Origin of the sequence: Nostoc sp. (genome assembly GCF_036916975.1) — a bacterium.
Lineage (GTDB): Bacteria > Cyanobacteriota > Cyanobacteriia > Cyanobacteriales > Nostocaceae > Nostoc.
In genome coordinates this window covers 117,268-134,917 of sequence record NZ_JBALFF010000014.1, presented here as the reverse complement: position 1 = coordinate 134,917, position 17,650 = coordinate 117,268, and the positions used below count along the sequence as shown (strand labels likewise).

General features: G+C 40.7%; 12 protein-coding genes. 6 read left to right on the top strand and 6 right to left on the bottom strand.

Annotation, left to right across the window (positions count from 1 at the left end):
- Nucleotides 1-158: 158 nt before the first annotated feature.
- Nucleotides 159-593, bottom strand: coding sequence for an NfeD family protein (locus tag V7K73_RS03400; RefSeq protein WP_334877140.1), 435 nt, complete (start codon nucleotides 591-593; stop codon nucleotides 159-161).
- A gap of 233 nt (nucleotides 594-826) precedes the next feature.
- On the opposite strand from V7K73_RS03400, the gene V7K73_RS03395 reads away from it, so the two are divergent.
- The 5 genes from V7K73_RS03395 (at nucleotide 827) to V7K73_RS03375 (ending at nucleotide 7,883) form a co-directional block, all read left to right on the top strand.
- On the top strand, nucleotides 827-2,818 hold the full coding sequence (locus V7K73_RS03395) for a protein phosphatase 2C domain-containing protein (protein ID WP_334877138.1): 1,992 nt from the start codon (nucleotides 827-829) through the stop codon (nucleotides 2,816-2,818).
- Nucleotides 2,819-3,042: 224 nt separating this feature from the next.
- Nucleotides 3,043-3,582: a hypothetical protein gene (locus V7K73_RS03390; protein WP_334877136.1), complete on the top strand. Its 540-nt coding sequence runs from the start codon at nucleotides 3,043-3,045 to the stop codon at nucleotides 3,580-3,582.
- An 11-nt stretch (nucleotides 3,583-3,593) separates the two neighbouring features.
- On the top strand, nucleotides 3,594-4,298 hold the full coding sequence (locus tag V7K73_RS03385) for a mobilization protein (RefSeq protein WP_334877134.1): 705 nt from the start codon (nucleotides 3,594-3,596) through the stop codon (nucleotides 4,296-4,298).
- Nucleotides 4,299-5,692: 1,394 nt separating this feature from the next.
- Nucleotides 5,693-6,400: a DUF4142 domain-containing protein gene (locus V7K73_RS03380; RefSeq protein ID WP_334877132.1), complete on the top strand. Its 708-nt coding sequence runs from the start codon at nucleotides 5,693-5,695 to the stop codon at nucleotides 6,398-6,400.
- Between the two features lie 166 nt (nucleotides 6,401-6,566).
- Nucleotides 6,567-7,883: a Gfo/Idh/MocA family protein gene (locus V7K73_RS03375; RefSeq protein ID WP_334877130.1), complete on the top strand. Its 1,317-nt coding sequence runs from the start codon at nucleotides 6,567-6,569 to the stop codon at nucleotides 7,881-7,883.
- A 966-nt stretch (nucleotides 7,884-8,849) separates the two neighbouring features.
- Here the strand turns inward: V7K73_RS03375 and V7K73_RS03370 are convergent.
- The 4 genes from V7K73_RS03370 to V7K73_RS03355 all read right to left on the bottom strand — a co-directional run bounded on the left by V7K73_RS03370 (nucleotide 8,850) and on the right by V7K73_RS03355 (nucleotide 15,150).
- Nucleotides 8,850-10,484: an alpha-D-glucose phosphate-specific phosphoglucomutase gene (locus V7K73_RS03370; protein WP_334877128.1), complete on the bottom strand. Its 1,635-nt coding sequence runs from the start codon at nucleotides 10,482-10,484 to the stop codon at nucleotides 8,850-8,852.
- Nucleotides 10,485-10,956: 472 nt separating this feature from the next.
- On the bottom strand, nucleotides 10,957-11,625 hold the full coding sequence (locus V7K73_RS03365; protein WP_334877126.1) for a DUF6875 domain-containing protein: 669 nt from the start codon (nucleotides 11,623-11,625) through the stop codon (nucleotides 10,957-10,959).
- 170 nt (nucleotides 11,626-11,795) lie between these two features.
- A complete protein-coding gene (locus tag V7K73_RS03360) occupies nucleotides 11,796-12,512 on the bottom strand; it encodes a DUF6875 domain-containing protein (protein WP_334877124.1) in 717 nt (238 codons plus the stop codon).
- Between the two features lie 967 nt (nucleotides 12,513-13,479).
- Nucleotides 13,480-15,150, bottom strand: coding sequence for an alpha/beta hydrolase (locus V7K73_RS03355; protein WP_334877122.1), 1,671 nt, complete (start codon nucleotides 15,148-15,150; stop codon nucleotides 13,480-13,482).
- Between the two features lie 465 nt (nucleotides 15,151-15,615).
- On the opposite strand from V7K73_RS03355, the gene V7K73_RS03350 reads away from it, so the two are divergent.
- The gene (locus V7K73_RS03350; RefSeq protein WP_334877144.1) at nucleotides 15,616-16,071 is read left to right on the top strand and encodes a hypothetical protein; all 456 of its coding nucleotides are present in this window, start codon (nucleotides 15,616-15,618) and stop codon (nucleotides 16,069-16,071) included.
- A 286-nt stretch (nucleotides 16,072-16,357) separates the two neighbouring features.
- Here the strand turns inward: V7K73_RS03350 and V7K73_RS03345 are convergent, their stop codons facing one another.
- On the bottom strand, nucleotides 16,358-17,425 hold the full coding sequence (locus tag V7K73_RS03345; protein WP_334877120.1) for a M28 family peptidase: 1,068 nt from the start codon (nucleotides 17,423-17,425) through the stop codon (nucleotides 16,358-16,360).
- Nucleotides 17,426-17,650: the final 225 nt, after the last annotated feature.

Sequence of the window (17,650 nt, the reverse complement as noted above, 5' to 3'; positions counted from 1 at the left end):
CTCCAAACTCCAAACTCCAAACTCCAAACTCCAAACTCCAAACTCCAAACTCCAAACTCCAAACTCCAAACTCCAAACTCCTAACTCCCAACTCCAAACTCCTAACTCCTAACTCCAAACTCCTAACTCCTAACTCCTAACTCCTAACTCCCCATTGACTAAGAATTCAACAGATTTTCTGGTATCACAATCAAAGTAGTACCTTCTCTTCTAACCACATAAACTCTTTGATTAGGTGGTACGGTAAATTTGTCATCGTCACATCTTGCTTGCCAAGAATTTCCCTCATACCGCACCCGCCCTGTTTTCCCAGGTAGAATTTCTGTTAAAGTTTCAGCTATGACTGCATCCCGAATTTTTGATTTGCGTTGTCTTGGTTGCAAAAAGCGACGGGAAAGCAAAACTAGTGCTGTAGAAAACAACAGCCAAAGTACAACTTGCAACCATACACTTCCCAAACCCACTCCAGACAGCAGCGCCACCACAAAAGCGCTAATTCCCATCATGAACGCGACAAACGCCGATGGTAAGAACAGTTCCATTAAACACAGAACTGCTCCTGCCAGAAGCCAGATTAAGGTAAAACTTGGCATAGCGCCATCCTAAACTCTACATTGACGTAAATGCATTTCTACGATTAGATACAGCCAGACGTAAGTTATTTACAGAAAACAAAACTTGGTCTTTTTACCAATAATTTTGATTAATTTCAGTAACAATATGTAGCTAGCCGTACACAAATACAGTCTATTCTAGCCTTCAAATTTTTGTCAGCTAAAGTTAATCGAAGTTCATGAGTTGATTTGTTTGTTAAATTTATACCTTTATGATTTCCACTCAACTGATAATTTATTGTATAAATCCACGCTGTAATAGCCCCATTAATCCGATTGGAGATAGTGTTTGTGCCACTTGTCAAACTCCTTTAGTTCACCGCTATCTTTGGGCTACTGGCTCATTATCTGCCAAAATCTCACCAGGTATGAGGGTAGCACAGAGGTATGAGGTAATTAGTCCCCAGATTTGGCTGGATACTCAACCGGGACTACCGCCAGATGTACCTGAAGAATTACCAACGGAAGTAATTTCTTATCTACGGTTATATCAAAAGCGGTTACATCTCCCCCAGGCTTATGGGTTTGTTAATAATCTTGAGGGAGATACAACTGATATCCTCTTATTAGAAAATGTGCCGATAGATGAAAGAGGAAATATCTATCCAACTATTGTTGAGGCATGGGAGCAAGCAACGGCGGTACGACAAGTTTATTGGCTGTGGCAAATTCTCCAACTTTGGACACCTTTATCAGAATTGGGACTTAGCCGCAGTTTACTAGTAGTAAAAAATTTGAGAGTTGAAGGTTGGTGTGTGCGCTTGTTGGAACTCTACCAAACACCAGCAGATGAGAAACTGAGTTTACGAAATTTGGGGGAGTTTTGGCGGTTTTGGGTAGCGTCTGCAAAGGCAAAATGGTTACAGAAAATAGTCCAGCAGATGTGTGAAACTGAGGTTGAGTTAGAGACTATTAATATTCAACTCAATAATTTACTACTAGCATCTGCGGCAGAATTACCATTAGTTTTGAAGGTGGCAGGCTCTACAGATATTGGCCAAATTATGGCGCAAAATGAAGACGCTTGCTATCCAAATGCTTTGAGCGATTTAGATGAACCTTTATTGCACCACTTGTCGATTGTTTGCGATGGCATTGGCGGACATGAAGGCGGCGAGGTTGCCAGTAAGTTGGCGGTGCAGTCTGTAAAGTTGCAAATTCGCGCTTTACTCAAGGAGGTTACAGAACAAACTGTACTTGTACCACCAGAGTTGTTGCAGGAACAATTAGAAGCAAGCTTACGCGTGGTAAATAATTTGATTTGTACCCGCAATAATGAACAAAAACGCCAAGGCAAAGAACGCATGGCTACAACTATTGTTATGGCGGTGCAAGTTCCACAACGAGTGCAGACGAGTACTGGGTGGCAATCAAATAATACCCATGAACTTTACTTGGCTAATATTGGTGATAGCCGTGCTTATTGGATTACTCGCAATTATTGTCAACTACTCACAGTAGATGATGATGTGGCAACGCGGGAAGTACGCTTTGCTAAAAGCTTATATCGAAAAGCGCTCTTGAGAGCAGATGCTAGCGCTTTAACTCAAGCATTAGGGACAAGAGATGCAGAATCTATGCGTCTCAAGATTCAACGATTCATTGTAGAAGAAGATGGCATATTGCTACTTTGTTCTGATGGTTTAAGTGATAATAACTTGGTGGAACAATCTTGGCAAGATTATGCAATACCCGTGTTAACAGGTGAACTGACAGTTGAAGATGCTGTCCGCAACTGGATTGATTTGGCAAACGAAAAAAATGGGCATGATAATATATCGGTTGTTCTCACTTATTGCCGTGTCTCCCCAGAATACTTAGTACCTGTGACTCCGGTGTTGCCAGAAGAAATTATAGAAGCACAGATACAAAAAGAACCAGAGGAACTAGAAGAACAAGAGGAACTAGAAGAACCAATTTCTTTTACAGAAAGTTCGCAAGCTTTGCTAGATTTGGATCTAGATTTGGATCTAGATTTGGATCTTTCAGAGGAACCACCTTTGAGCTTTGAAGTTCCACCAACTTTAATTAGAAAACCTAAGCGGGGTAAAGGTTTGGTAATGGTGGGGGGAGTGTTGGCCTTGCTTGTGGGGGGTACAAGTCTGGGATTATTTGCTTGGTGGCAAATTAATCCTCAAGGATTTCAGCAGATGTGTCGGCAACTTCCCCAAAGAGTGCAGCAAGTGTGTCCGACTGGTAAATAAGGAATGGGAACTTGATAGTTGTGTCTCATATATTACTTGATGTTCAACGATTAATTCCTTGTATACTTAGTTTCACTTTTGACATTAAAATTTCGACTTGCAAAATATGAGTTGAGCTAAATGGCGTGAGAGCTTGGTTTCATTAATGTCTGTGTGGTTATTACCCACACAAGAACATGTGGTGATAGGATTAATAAAATTTTCTAGTTCAGTGAGCATCAAAAATGGTACGCACAAACCCAGGACAGAAGATTCCAATTGATAAACTCTCCCGCACGCTGGCAGAATTAGAAAAGCTAGAAGAGAAGGCTAAAGAGGAATTATCCCTGCGAGAAAGTATTGACTTTCTGCGTGAACAACTTCAATCAGCACTGAAGAAAGGCTATAGTTATCAAGACCTATCGGAGTTACTAAAGAAGCAAGAAATAAAAGTTTCAGCAGCGACACTTAAGCAATACTTAACTGAGATTGAAAAAGAAAAGCGTTCTCGTCAGCGAAAGGCTAAACCAAAACAAGTTTTATATGCGGAAGATTCGGCTCAGACTTCAACAGAATCGTTGTTAACACCAGTAGTTATAGGAGTAACTAAAGACTCTCAAAACGCTCCGAAAAATTCAGGTCAATTAACTCAGGAGTCAAAAGAGAAGCAATCATTGTCAGATGAGAGCAAGGACTCTCAGAAAACTGCTAAAAATAGTAGGCGACAAAGGCCAAAAACTTCTAAGTCTAGTTCAGATATATTGAGTGAGTTTAATCAGTATTAAAGGTGTGTGTTATGCCGACGATTCATTTGGTAGATGGTGAAAAGGGTGGAGTAGGAAAGTCTCTAGTAACTAGGACAATGATTCAGTACTTTCTGGATAAGAAAATCCCGTTTGTACCAATAGAAACAGATAGGTCAAATCCAGATGTGGCAGGAGTTTATAAGGGAATATGTCAGTATGCAGTGTTTAGCGAAAATGAACGGCAGGCTGATAAGGCAGATAGAATATTTGAGATGGCGACAAGTAAGCCAGTAGTTGTGAATTTGGCAGCACAATCGCATAGAGCAGTTTTTGACTGGATAGAAAGAAATCAGTTAATTGAATTAGGGAATTCCGAAGGAGTGACTTTTTGCAAATGGTTTGTCTCTACAGGAGGATATGATAGTCTTAACCTGTTTGCACAGTCAGTGAATAGCTATGAGGATAAAATGCCTCATATTCTGGTACGCAATTTAGGGCTGTGTGATGATTGGGAGCATGTAGAGTCAGATGTAAATATACAGAAACTAATCAAAAAATATAAAATTATTGTTATAGATTTTCCGAAACTAGCATATAAAGAAAGAAACATCATAGACCAAAACAGAATGACCTTTGCTGATGCAAGAGAAAATAAAGAATTTGGTATTATAGGAAGACAGAGAGTAGTAAACTTCCTGAAGCTTGCTTATGGAGCATTTGAGAAGGTAGGTATCTGGGATGAAGAAGTTAAATAAGAGATATTGTGGACGTTGAGGTTTGGTCTGATGAAGTTTTTAATCAATTTCTGCTCTAAAACAGAAGAACTTTATTTTCTACCTCAAATAATGACGTAAAGATTGCAGGAACAATTTTGAGGTAATTTCTCAGAAATTCAAAATCCTACCTTCTCCACACACGATTATTATTTTTATTAAAAATATTTTGATTTTCATACCTAAATTCCAGGGCTATTTCATTCTCATCTAGCCCGCCTCAGAATGAATTCTGAGTCTAATAGCGAAAGTCGTCTAAAGACGACTGAAAAAAGGTTAAAGTCCGTTAAAACGGACTTTAATTATAGCGGTTCTCGTTTATGTGAGGTACATCGGTAAGGGCATGGCAAAGACAAGCCCCTACACCTGGCGATATAATGTTGTACCGCATCTGAATGGGAACCGCTATATTAGCTCGTAAGTTTAGTTTTGGGCGGTTTATATCTAGAATGAAATAGCCCTACCTAAATTCAGCAATGCCAAATTTTTATATACCAAAAGATAGATATGTGTAGGTAAGTAAGTGGGTCAAATTAAATATAAAACCTCACCCTGCCTCCGGCTTCCCTCTCCAAAGTATCGGAGAGGGATTGAGGGTGAGGTTTTTTCTTATGTTTAATTACGTTTATTTACTTAGTATGTAGCGATCGCACTGTTTTTTTGCGATAAAAACGCTTGTAGTCTAATTTTTTTAAAATCATACCGCTTGAAGCTTGCATTGTGAATGCATCTTGCGGAGTAGGTTTCAAAACACACCTTAGTTAGAGTCTCTGTGCCAGATTGCCGTGATACTATACGGTTTATTCCTGTTGTTGCTTGTAGGAGACAATTATGGAAATTAGTAAAACTTACGCCCTGTACAAATGGATTGTGATGTGAATTAACGAAAATCGGTTGTTTCAGGCTTTTCTTAATTATCCTGCGATGCCTATGGCGGTAAACTACGCAAATAGACCATGTTGTAAGGAAGATTGCTGTACCCTTACGAAAGATGTGGCTTTTAATCTAAGCATATTTACAATATTTTGTCAATGCGTAATTTGTAATCAGTTATAACTGTTAAAAATTAAGAATTACGAATTAGTTTTAGGACTTACGCAAAATGACCAAAAAACGAACCGCAGAGGACGCAGAGAACACAGAGGAATAAGAGTTTGAGAGAGTTTTTGCGTAAGTCCTGAGTTTAATTGGGAAATGTTGAATCTGTTTGTACAATTCATCCCGACGGTATCTGGCTGACATTAATCAGCTTTGTTTGTAATTTGTGATTTCAATTCGTAATTAGCCAGTATTAGCGATCGCACCCAACTGTGCGATCGCTACGATTCTCCCTTCCAAGATACAGCTTGATCCAAAAAAAACATTAATTAATAGATATGCACAACTTCAAAATCCTCTCTACCGGTTTAGTAGCGATCGCCTTATTGGCAACTGGTTGCACATCAACCGATCAACAAAGTCAAAATACATCAGAAGTTCCAACTGCTCAGTCTGTGCAAACAACTGAGAGTCCATCACCAACTACATCACCAACTACATCACCAACTACATCACCAACTGGATCGCCAACTGGATCGCCAACTGCATCACCAACTGCATCACCAAGGCAAAATAATCTTAGTTATTCAGACAGACAGTTCATGACTGAAGCAGCTCAAGGTGGTTTAGCAGAAGTCCAACTAGGACAACTGGCATCACAACGTGGAGCTAAAGCAGCAGTAAAACAGTATGGACAGCGTATGGTTGAAGATCATACCCCGGTGAACACTCAACTCAAACAGTTGGCGACTCAAAAAGGTGTCAAGCTACCAACTAGTATTGGTAAGAAAAATCAGCAAGTAAAGCAACGCTTATCTAAACTTTCTGGTACTAACTTTGATCGCCAATATATGAATCAGATGCTTCAAGATCATGAAAAGGATGTTTCCGCATTTCAAATTGAAGCTCAACAGGGACAAGATGCAGACTTGAAAGCATTTGCGGCTCAAGCGCTACCAACCCTCCAAGAACACTTATCACAGGCTCGTTCCATCATCAATCCTAAAAATTCAACTAGCACCCCAACTCCAACTAGTACCCCGTAATAAGTAATCTGGCAAAATTATTTACACAACTGGACTTTAGGCAATAGCTCTTGACTATTGCCTTCTTGCCTCTTGCTTAAAATGGCGTGTAATCAATTTTGCTTAAGTGCCTACCAATTTCAGTGGACGCAGGATAAATCCAAAATTTGATCATTAAGGAAGCACGATGCCTGAATTGTTTAAAGGAGAATTTTCTCGTCGTAAAATTCTGACTACAGCTGGATTAGGAGCTATTTCAGCCGCCGCACTTGGTAGTATGGGTGAACAGGTTGCTGCTCAGGAACCGACTGGGCAAGCCACCCCACACGGAGGCTCTTTGCCGCCTCAGATTCAGTTTCCGCCCATCTCAGAAAAGACTGAGGTTGATACGGGTGGGCCTCCGACTGCACTGCCTCCAGAGCGACGCTTGGGATTTGCGATCGTTGGACTAGGCAGACTGGCATTGGAAGAAATCATGCCTGCGTTTGCAGAGTGTAAACTAGCAAAGCCAACTGCATTAGTTAGTGGTGATGCTGCCAAAGCCAATCAAATTGCACAGCAGTATGGCATCAAACCCCAGAACGTTTACAACTATCAGAATTACGACAATCTTCGCAACAATCCAGACGTTGATGTGATTTATATTGTACTTCCCAACAGTATGCACCGGGAATATACGGTACGTGGTGCTAAAGCCGGAAAGCATATTTTGTGTGAGAAGCCAATGGCAACCACAGTGGAAGATTGTCAGCAGATGATTGACGCGTGCAAACAAGCGAATCGTAAGCTGATGATTGCTTATCGCTGTCAATATGAGCCGCACCATCGCGCCATGATTCAGATGATCCGCAGCAAAGAATTAGGAACTGTGAAGGCGATTCAGGCAGATAACGGACAAAATCAGGGAGGTGACTTAAACCAGTGGCGATTGAAACGCGCCTTAGCTGGAGGTGGATGTTTACCAGATGTAGGAATTTACTGTTTGAATGCAACTCGCTATTTGACGGGAGAGGAACCGATCGCAATTAGCGCCCAAATCTTCACCACTCCTGGCGATCCGCGCTTCAAAGAAGTAGAAGAAAGTGTCACCTTCCAGCTGCGGTTTCCCAGTGGGATACTAGGGATTTGCTCTACTAGCTACGGCTTTCACGAAGCGCGTCGGTTTCGCGTTTTCGGCTCTGATGCTTGGGGACAACTCGATCCGGCGTTTTCTTACAACGGTTTGCGGATGATGGTTTCACGCAAATCACCAACCAATAGCATGGCAGAAAACATTAGCGAAGTGCGGATAGGTGAGAAGAATCAGTTTGCCTTAGAAATCGATCACATGGCAGATTGTGTGATTCAGAATAAACAACCCCATACACCTGGGGAAGAAGGTTTGCAAGACCAAAGACTAATAACCGTGATTTACGAAGCCGCACAAACAGGCAAAACGATCGCTCTACCCCGTGTATCGGGATTGGATACTACTCGTGGTCCTGCTCCTCGAATGCTGAAGTAAAATACGTTGACGTTTTTGCTCAACTTGGGAGCCGAAATTCCCGCCCGTCTTTTTCGGCTTTCCCTTCTAGGAGTATTCTAAATTGAGAGTAGTTAATGAATCTCATAAAATCAATTTTCAAGTTTAAGTTACATTAATAATTCTGATTATTTAATTATCAGAAAAGCCCCAGAAATGAGCGTGCATATCAAAGTGAATATAATTGCGTGTTCCAATTTCCTACTAATAATATTTATTGCCATTGCTATACCAAATATAAAAACAAATATTAATAGCTTTAAAAGATTTTCTGATTCCCAATCAATTAATTGGTCATCAGGAGATGTGGCTATTACTTCTATTAATAACTTTTGAAGTTGTATATTCATTTCCAGCTAATTTTTCCAATTTGTTTGCTTTTTATATATATAATAACTAGCTTTACTCTTATTCCCAATTCTTCTATCGTCAGGCATATAAATTAGCTATGTCACACCACTACTTTTAATGTGTCAAATTAGCCATAGTATCGTCATATTTTTGTCATAACGCTGTCACCCCCAACTCTTAAATATAAATTCGCGTTCGGGGAAGTCACGCATTCACGCATTCAAAAATTTTGAAGCGATCGCGGGATGTAATTTCTATAAAAAATTACCAATTCCCAATCAGATAAGCTGTTCCACATTTAACTTCCATATATTGGGCGCTCGTGTCGCCCACCCCACAAAAAATATACAATTTCAAATTATGCAAACTAGATGTGGTTTAGCTTATTTCTAAACTTACTGGCTCAAGATTGACTTTTGATCGGAGGCAGGGGGCAGTTATTGTTGGGGAAAAGGTACAAACCAAGCCGAATTGTGGGCTAAAGCCCCTCTGCTCCAAATATGCCGAGGCTTGAGAGCAACAACCGCTCCGCTTTTTCGCTGGTTTTTCTCCCCAGCAAGAACTGCTCAAAAGCTTTTTCACTTTTCCCTTGCGGTACTAGGTAATCACAGTTGGCTGTTCCCGTCCTGTCAGTTCGGTAATCTGGGCTATCTCCTGGGCAATAGTGATTAAAGAAGCAAGTGCTTGCTGTGGCTCAAGGTCATGTTTGGCGGGATCTGACTCGTAGCTTTCTAGATAAACTCTTAGGGTTGCACCTTGAGTCCCCGTACCAGAAAGGCGCACCACAATTCGAGAGCCATCGGTAAAGCCAATGCGAACACCTTGTTGATGGCTAACGCTATGATCAACAGGGTCGGTATAACTAAAGTCATCACTGTATTCAACTTGATAGTTACCAAATTGCTTGCCTTTAAGGTTTGGCAATAAGGAACGCAGTCTTTCTATTAAAGTATTGGCAGGCCCTGTCTGTATCTCTTCATAGTCATGGCGAGAGTAATAATTGCGTCCATAGGTTTGCCAGTGTTCTCGGACAATCTGCTCAACAGATTGTTGTCGCACTGCTAGGATATTCAGCCAAAACAGCACAGCCCATAGCCCATCTTTTTCGCGGATATGGTTAGAGCCGGTACCAAAACTTTCTTCACCGCAGAGAGTAGCTTTACCCGCATCTAAGAGATTGCCGAAAAACTTCCAGCCAGTGGGTGTTTCATAAGATTCAATTCCAATCTGAGCAGCAACTCGATCTACTGCTTGGCTAGTAGGCATTGATCGCGCTACCCCGGCTAAACCCGCACTATAACCAGGGACTAGCTTGGCGTTTGCGGCTAACACTGCGAGGCTATCGCTAGGGGTGACAAAGAACTTACGCCCTAAGATCATATTGCGATCGCCATCTCCATCAAAAGCTGCCCCAAAGTCTGGTGCATCCTCTGCGGATAAAATATCTACCAACTCATGAGCATAAACCAAATTTGGGTCAGGGTGTCCACCGCCAAAATCTTCTAAGGGTGTACCATTACGCACAGTTCCCACTGGTGCGCCCAAACGTTGCTCAAAAATGGCATGGGCATAGGGGCCAGCCACCGCATGTAAGGCATCAATGCTGAACCGAAAATTTCCTTTGGTCAACAGTTGATGAATCCGTTCAAAATCAAACAGGGACTCCATTAACTCTTGATAATCATGTACCGAGTCAATTACCTCAACTACCGTCTCTCCTAAATGTGACTCACCTAAAGTTTCTAAATTTACATCTGGTGCTTCCAGAATTTGGTAGCTATCAATTACTTTAGTGCGATCGTAGATAGCCTCTGTCACCTTTTCCGGCGCTGGGCCACCGTTGCTAATGTTATATTTCACACCAAAGTCACCATTTGGCCCGCCCGGATTATGACTAGCAGACAAAATGATGCCACCAATAGCCTGATACTTGCGAATAATAGCGGAAGTTGCAGGAGTAGACAAAATTCCCCATTGACCAACTTTAATCCGTCCAATGCCATTAGCCGCAGCCATTTTCAAAATGATTTGAATGGCTTGGCGATTGTAATAACGACCGTCACCACCCAGGACTAGGGTTTGAAAGCGCAAGTCCCCTACAGAATCGAAGATGGATTGGATAAAATTTTCTAGGTAGTGGGGCTGCTGAAAAACCTTAACTGCTTTCCGCAGCCCAGAAGTACCAGGCTTTTGGTCGCTTAAAGGAGTAGTAGAGACTTTATGGATGTTCATAGAGAATGTTTAACAATGCATTTTCTTTTACAGCTTTACATAAGTTCGTTACAAAAAAAAATTGCTACGTATTATGTACCCATCGGCTACCAACCCCCCTGTCCTCCGATTCCCGATAGCGGTTCTGGGGGTAGGGGAAGTTTTCGCAGCCTGAATATGCTTATTCAGTACTTTTTATCAGAAATCATTAGCTATAAAGATTAAAAAATATAACATTAATATGGTTTAGCGCATCTTCATACAGAAGAAGTATTACCAATGGCATAGAGTTAGGATTTTAAATTGCGATCGCTGATATTATCATTACTGAAATGCAGCTCGTAAGTCTTAGTCATTAGTACCAATGATTAAGGACAAATAACTAATGACTAAATCGGCGAAACACTATCCCTCCCGCCTTTGAAGCGATAGGATTCCCGCCGATTGGCGTTGACACGCATGAGCTTTGCTGTAATCTTAAAGAGTGGTATATTTACCTAAAAATAGCTGTTTGTTCTTTCGCTAAAGCTAATGCTTGATGAGCATTTCTAAACTTTGTTTCATCTGTAAATTTATGACCAAAACACTTTAAATAAGCTTCCAGATATCGAATACGTAAGTATGGATCAGCCGGACTCTCAAGAAACGGAAGGTCAGCTTCAACCATAAACCGGATAGCCAACAAGGGGATAGGGCTACGAAGTGGACGAAAGTTTGGGTTGTGCAAACCAGGACTTTCATTACGTTTATGAAATTCTCCTATCATCAGTCCTGACTCAACAAACAAAGGTTTAAGTTTTTGTTGGACACTATCTACTAGTTTAGAAGCATCTTCTATATGGATGTCAGGAAAGATAAGTAAAAAGGCTCTATTTATTGCTAATTCCTGCTCTTTAACTTCCATATCAAGAAAGATATCTCGGTAACGTCCAACAATTTCTTCTAATTGTTCTGAATACAAATCTTTTGTGTGAATAACTGCTAGACGAATACTGTTTGACTTGAGAGAGTGAGGTACAAAAGGGCAAACTACGCCGGGTCTTCCTAAGTTAGGATGAGGTCTTCCTAAAAAGTTTTTCACCCAATTCATAATTTCAATTAAGTAAGGAAGGTCTTCATTTTGCTGGAGTTGTTCGATTTCCAGAGTTGTATAAAGTTGCATAAGCTTAAGAGGATGTTTGAAAAGTATTGCATGAAACACCAAAAGCCTCAGAACCTAACCCTCCTGTCCCCCTTCCCTACAAGAGAATGGGGTTTCAATACCTCTCTCCAAAATGGAGAGAGGATTAGAAATGGTTTTTTGGTATAACTTAAGACTTTCCAAACATCCTCTTATTTAAGTGAACCGGATTGATTTATATTGCAATAATTCACCAAATTTTCTTGTTTAAGTTGTTCTTTCGCTAAAGCCAATGCTTGATGAGCATCTTTAAACTTTATTTCATCTGTAATTTTATGACCAAAATGGTTTAAATAAGCTTCCAGATACCGAATACATAGGTGTGGGTTATCTGGACTCATCAGAAAGGTAAGGTCAATTTCAGTCATCGGGCGGATAACTAGCAAAGGTATGGGGCTGCGAAGTGGTCGAAAGTTGGGGTTATGTAGCCCAGGATTCTCAGTCCGGTTATGAAATTCTCCTAGCATCAGTCCTGACTCAACAAACATAGGTTTAAGTTTTTTTTGGACACCATCAATTACTTTAGACGCCTCTTCTATATGGACATCAGGAAAGATAAGTACAAAGGCTTTACTTATTGCTAATTCTTTATCGTCATCGTCTGCTTCTTTCTTAAGGAAGATATCTAAGTACGATTTCACAATTGCTTCTACTTGCTCTAAACACAAATTTTTTGTGTGAATGACTGCTAGCCAAATGTTATTTGACTTGAGAGAAGAAGGTACAAAAGGGCAAACAACGCCGCGTCTACCTAAGTCAGGATGAGGTCTTGCTAAAAAAATTTTCACCCAATCCATAATTTCAATCAAGTAAGGAAGGTCTTCATTTTGCTGGAGTTGCTCGATCTCAAGAGTTGTATAAAGTTTCATGGGTTTGACTCAAATAGGGTAATTGTCTAATTTTGAATGCAAAATTACTTTGACAACATGAGATGTCTGAAACTACTTAGTATTTAAGTAAATCAAACAAGTTTTGATCTTTCTTTTTTTGGGTTTATCTGTAGCTTTAACGGATAAAAATGCTCTAATATTTTTGTGATTTTAAAGGAATTTACACAAATAAATATACAAGCATATTTAGCACTAAGGAAGTTGTATTCATTTATCTGTCCTTCAGGTAAGACAGAAAGCAGCTATGCAGAAAAAAGTTGTAAGATATGCCTTTTTGTCTTGCTTAAAACGGGTTTAAGATCCCACTAAATTGTAAATTCCCTAATCTTCAATTAGAAGCGGATTCAGACCTCCTCTAATTGCCTTCAGCATAGCTACCTTCTTCAATTTTGGCATTTTAGGTAGAATACATGTGTATTATCCAGCAGATGCTCCTACTTTTTTTATACTTTTAAGCTTCTATTATTTTTAATAAAAAATTATAAAGTTTATGTGTAAATAGTTATTTTTACTGTAAATTTTTAGTGTAGATTTAATAGACACTACACCCTTAATATCAAGTTGGTATAATCTAACGTAGCTAAATATTAAAAATCAAGCTCAATTGTATAAGCTATCACATTACTTAATACAGAAAGTCTGATGTATTATAATGTAACATAGTACCGATTTCAACAAGGACTTAGACATCTACAAAATACATTTAGTAACTTATGGATCGCGCGACAAATCCGAACTTTAAGAAGAAACGGAGCGTTGTCGGTGCTAAGTTTAGTAACTCAATTATCTATTAGAGGCAGCAGCCCCTAATAGCCATTCTCATGCTCCGCATCGGAACGAGAGAACAATGGAAATCGAGCTTTTTTGACTTGCGTGTACACCATAAGTATCCCTACTCTTAAACAAGGTACTTAGAAAATTGGATACTTGTTTAATTGGAAGTCGCTTATTTCTTAACAAATTCTTTCACCACAGCCATAGCATCAGGAGGAATCTGCCTCATTAGGCGAAATGGAAATGCCGCAGTCGAAGCAAATTGGGCATAATCGGATGTGAGAAAAATAGCGTAGTTTTTAGCTTCTGGAGTCATCTGTGCGGCAAAGGCCAAGGCTATAGCTTTAACGTATTTGCGAACATCTGCTGCTTGTTCACCCACAACTTCACCGCCACTAATTGGTGTATTTGGTTGTCCTATTTGATCCAAAGTCTTACTAGGGTCTTTGACACTCAGATGAGTACCGCCAACTATACCAACTAGCCATTTTGGGGATAGGATTTTGTCAAATCCCACAATCTGTTCAGTTAAAGCTGGGGTGGTTTTATCTGCGGAACCTGCTAAAACGAGGGTAGGAATTTGCACCTTACTTAACCCAGTTTCGCCAAAAATCAGAGAAGTTGTAGGATTGAGAGCGATCGCTTGTTTGATTCTAGTATCTCGGAGTTGATAGGTATTTTGTGGCAGTTCTTGAGCAATGCACTGCATAGCTTCTCCCAGACTCAAGATAGCCAAATTCTTTTTACAGCGTTGTTTGAGATGTTCCAGTTGTAACTCGGCTCCAGCGAGTGCTAAAGCTGTACCACCACCAAAAGAATAGCCAATGACCATCGCTTTATTGGTTGCAAGTTTCCCAGCAAGGGGATGATTAGCCGTTTGGTTGAGCTTTTCTAATTCGTCGAGAACAAAACTAATATCTTGAGGGCGATTTAAAAACTCCTGAGGCTTCATAACTCTGGTTTTGCCTTGCAATGCTAAGTTAGTATTTGCCTCATTACTACCGGGATGCTCTAAAGCTGCTACTACATAACCGTGGGATGCTAAATGTTCTGCTAAATAACGCAAGTCCGTGCGGACTGACATAAAGCCGTGAGAAAAGACAATTACGGGTTTGTCGGGAGTTGCAGCAGTTGACCAGTAAACATCAACTGGAATTTTCCGATCGCGCTTTTGGTCATTCAGGGTTAAGTTGAGTATTTTTACTTGAGCGGTTCCTGGTTGGCTAGGATCAAAAGGAAAAGCAATCTGCGGCGTTTTGGGGTCGAGTTGGGGAGCAATGGCTAGCATAAATTGCTGAGTGCGCCAAAAAGCTGTATTAAAATTATCTGCAACTATAAAAGCCTTTGGCAAATCAATTTCTAAGCGTTTACTGGGATAAGCCGCGATAAAACTCAGTATAGAAAGACCTTGCGGTGCAGTAGAACCTAATACCAATCCTGCTCTGAGTGCTTGCACCCCAGCTTTGTCCTTTCGGGCTAAGGCTGTAGCAAAGTCACTGAGAATAGTTGTACCAATCTGAGTATTAACTAACCTATCAATTGTCACAACATTCAACGGTATATTCATACCCAACGCCCCCAAGAAAAAGCGCCTTTGTTGTTCAGATAATCCTTTAGTGTAAGGCCGCAAACTCCCAGGTAATTCTCCCGTTTTTGCAGCCTTTTGCAACTCAGCAAGGGAGATGGTTTCTGTAAATAAACCCAAACGCACAACAACTGTGTCAGCCGCAATGGCCGGAGTATTTGCCCCGAATTGTGTAAGTGCGATGCCTACGGACAGGGCTTTGCCCAACGCCCCAAAGAAACCCGGAATTGTCTTAAGACTTCCCCAACTTCTTATCATAAATATTTATACCAAATGTTCTTACGGGAATATAACGAATATTTGTGTATTTGACTACCCCAATAATTACTTAGAAATAAAAGTATAATTCTAGCTGAACTTGATAGCGATATCTATGACGGGCTATTCGCCGTCGCGCCGGTCTCCTCAAACAGACTTACATCAAAAATATTAGGACTTAGGCTTTCAAGGCACTGAAAGCCTTGATTTCTCGTAGGGGCTATTCATGAATTGCCCCTACATTTCGTACTTGATGTGTAAGTCCTAAATATAACAAAAGTAACGAATTGTAGAATTCATCACAGCTAAAAAATTGAGCATAAATCAGTGTTGACAGCCACAAAAGCCTGATTGTTTCTCAGCTAGGTTTAATAGTGTAAGGAAGGTCTAGAACAGGTGAAGCAATCGCATCTACTATTACCCATCAAAATTCTACCAACCACATCAACAATTTTTCTTGGCTTTATGCATCGCAGACTCCGCTATGTTTTGATTTTGCTGCTCTCTATGAGTATTATTATATTGTGGTGGCCTGTGAATAATTCTGATTGTAATTTCGAGGCTTTTCTTGCTTCAAAAACTACAAAGTTCCAAGTACATGCTACTAAAGTTATAGTTCAGCCGTGGCGTGGTCGTCACCATGTATATGGAATTTTTATGATTCCTGATAAATATAAAAACGCTCCATTTTTTGTATTAACAGTAAAAGGTGCTGGCAGTTACTGTTCAAAACAATTTGGTCAGATAAGAAACTATAACGATGTCTTTGCTGAACCAGGAACTTATCTGATAAAGAATTTCATTAGAACTCGAACCGCTCTGCGGCTGATTCTCCAAGGTTTATACTTTCAAATCAATCATAAAAACAATTGGACTTTGACTTTTCCTGAACCAAAAACTAGTACCGCTACGCGGAATTAGTCATTTGCTCTTGGGAGCATCCCAATTTTGGCTTAAATCTTTTCCCTCACCCCCAGCCCCTCTCCCAAAATTGGGAGAGGGGAGACATAATTCTAGTTCTCCCTCTCCCAATTTTGGGAGACGGGAGACATAATTCTAGTTCTCACTCTCCCAATTTTGGGAGACGGGAGACATAATTCTAGTTCTCCCTCTCCCAAACATGGGATTCTGGGTTAGGGGATGAAGGCTATCAAGGTTTTTGCACCTGACGGGATGCTCCCTTTGCTCTTTAATTACGAATTACGAATTACGAATTATTCGATCCGCTTGCTGGTTGAGTTTCCAAAACTTCGTTTTTTTCTAACAAGGCAGTAGTCGCATTGACTACAATCTGTGCTGCTCCCGTGAAAAACGATCGCTCGATAGTCGCTGGAACATCGCTAGGTTTATGATAGTGCGGAGTACGTAAATTTGCGGTATCTGTCACCAGCACAGCACCCACACCATGATACCAAAATGGTGCATGGTCGCTGCGTAGGGTGTCTGGTGTCAGTAAACCTTTAAAAGGAATTGGTAGTGTTAGAACTGATGGCATTGATTTTTGTTTATTCAGAGCGGTTGAAGGGAGCATCTGTGAGTTTTGAAAAGCACTCAACAAAGGTAAATGTTCTGTATCACCGACTACTGCCAAAAAGTCGCCCTTGTCGCTAATTGGCGTAAGAGGCAATCCGACAGGGTATTTTTGACACCCAGGAGTGTAACATGCATAACTTACCATATCCATAACGATCGCTCCGCTCAAGTTTTGTAAGCGTGCTGTCTTGCTAACGAAAGCCTGACTACCCAAAAGCCCTGCTTCCTCTTTGTCAAAAAAAGCTAGCTGTAACGTCCGTGGCGTAGGACGGGAACCAAGCAAGCGGGCTATTTCCAGCACCACAGCTACACCACTAGCGTTATCATCAGCACCAGGGGATAAAGCAACAGTGTCGTAATGCGCTCCAACGAGAATTGCTTTAGCGGCTTTGTTAGTTCCTGGGCGTTCGGCAAAAATATTTACACCCTCAGAGAACTTTTCTAATTTGGGCTTCCAGCCTAATTTTGTGAGTTCAGTTGTGATATAAGTACGAGTAAGCGATCGCTCTGCTGTTGTGTAGCGCTGAAAATTCAACTTTTGGATATGGGTTAACAGCTTGTCAGTAGACACTTGCGGCACACTGTTAACTTCTTTTAACTTAGCCTGTGGTTGGGGTGTTTCTACTGGAATACTTTCAACAATTGCTGGCGACGGACGCTGTTCAAAAAACGTGCTACCTCTGCTACCCACCACGGCAACTGCCATCAGCACCAACAGCATCAGCCAAATCCATTTTTTCATGTGATTTATCCTTGGCTTCCTGATTTAAGGTAGCGCAAATCCCCAGGTATAACTTTCCAGGATTGCTAGGAAGGGTTTAATATTTTGTCCTAAATTCTTAGATAAACTTGTAAAGTTATTTTGCAATCAGCTTAATTGTCTATTTTACAGGACTTACGCAAAAACTCTCTCAAACTCTTATTCCTCTGTGTTCTCTGCGTCCTCTGCGGTTCGTTTTGTGGTCAT

What these genes read in the sequence shown, in the direction of transcription:
- V7K73_RS03400 (WP_334877140.1), bottom strand. Translation starts at nt 593, where the DNA reads ATGCCAAGTTTTACCTTAATCTGGCTTCTGGCAGGAGCAGTTCTGTGT.
- V7K73_RS03395 (WP_334877138.1), top strand. Translation starts at nt 827, where the DNA reads ATGATTTCCACTCAACTGATAATTTATTGTATAAATCCACGCTGTAAT.
- V7K73_RS03390 (WP_334877136.1), top strand. Translation starts at nt 3,043, where the DNA reads ATGGTACGCACAAACCCAGGACAGAAGATTCCAATTGATAAACTCTCC.
- V7K73_RS03385 (WP_334877134.1), top strand. Translation starts at nt 3,594, where the DNA reads ATGCCGACGATTCATTTGGTAGATGGTGAAAAGGGTGGAGTAGGAAAG.
- V7K73_RS03380 (WP_334877132.1), top strand. Translation starts at nt 5,693, where the DNA reads ATGCACAACTTCAAAATCCTCTCTACCGGTTTAGTAGCGATCGCCTTA.
- V7K73_RS03375 (WP_334877130.1), top strand. Translation starts at nt 6,567, where the DNA reads ATGCCTGAATTGTTTAAAGGAGAATTTTCTCGTCGTAAAATTCTGACT.
- V7K73_RS03370 (WP_334877128.1), bottom strand. Translation starts at nt 10,484, where the DNA reads ATGAACATCCATAAAGTCTCTACTACTCCTTTAAGCGACCAAAAGCCT.
- V7K73_RS03365 (WP_334877126.1), bottom strand. Translation starts at nt 11,625, where the DNA reads ATGCAACTTTATACAACTCTGGAAATCGAACAACTCCAGCAAAATGAA.
- V7K73_RS03360 (WP_334877124.1), bottom strand. Translation starts at nt 12,512, where the DNA reads ATGAAACTTTATACAACTCTTGAGATCGAGCAACTCCAGCAAAATGAA.
- V7K73_RS03355 (WP_334877122.1), bottom strand. Translation starts at nt 15,150, where the DNA reads ATGATAAGAAGTTGGGGAAGTCTTAAGACAATTCCGGGTTTCTTTGGG.
- V7K73_RS03350 (WP_334877144.1), top strand. Translation starts at nt 15,616, where the DNA reads ATGCATCGCAGACTCCGCTATGTTTTGATTTTGCTGCTCTCTATGAGT.
- V7K73_RS03345 (WP_334877120.1), bottom strand. Translation starts at nt 17,425, where the DNA reads ATGAAAAAATGGATTTGGCTGATGCTGTTGGTGCTGATGGCAGTTGCC.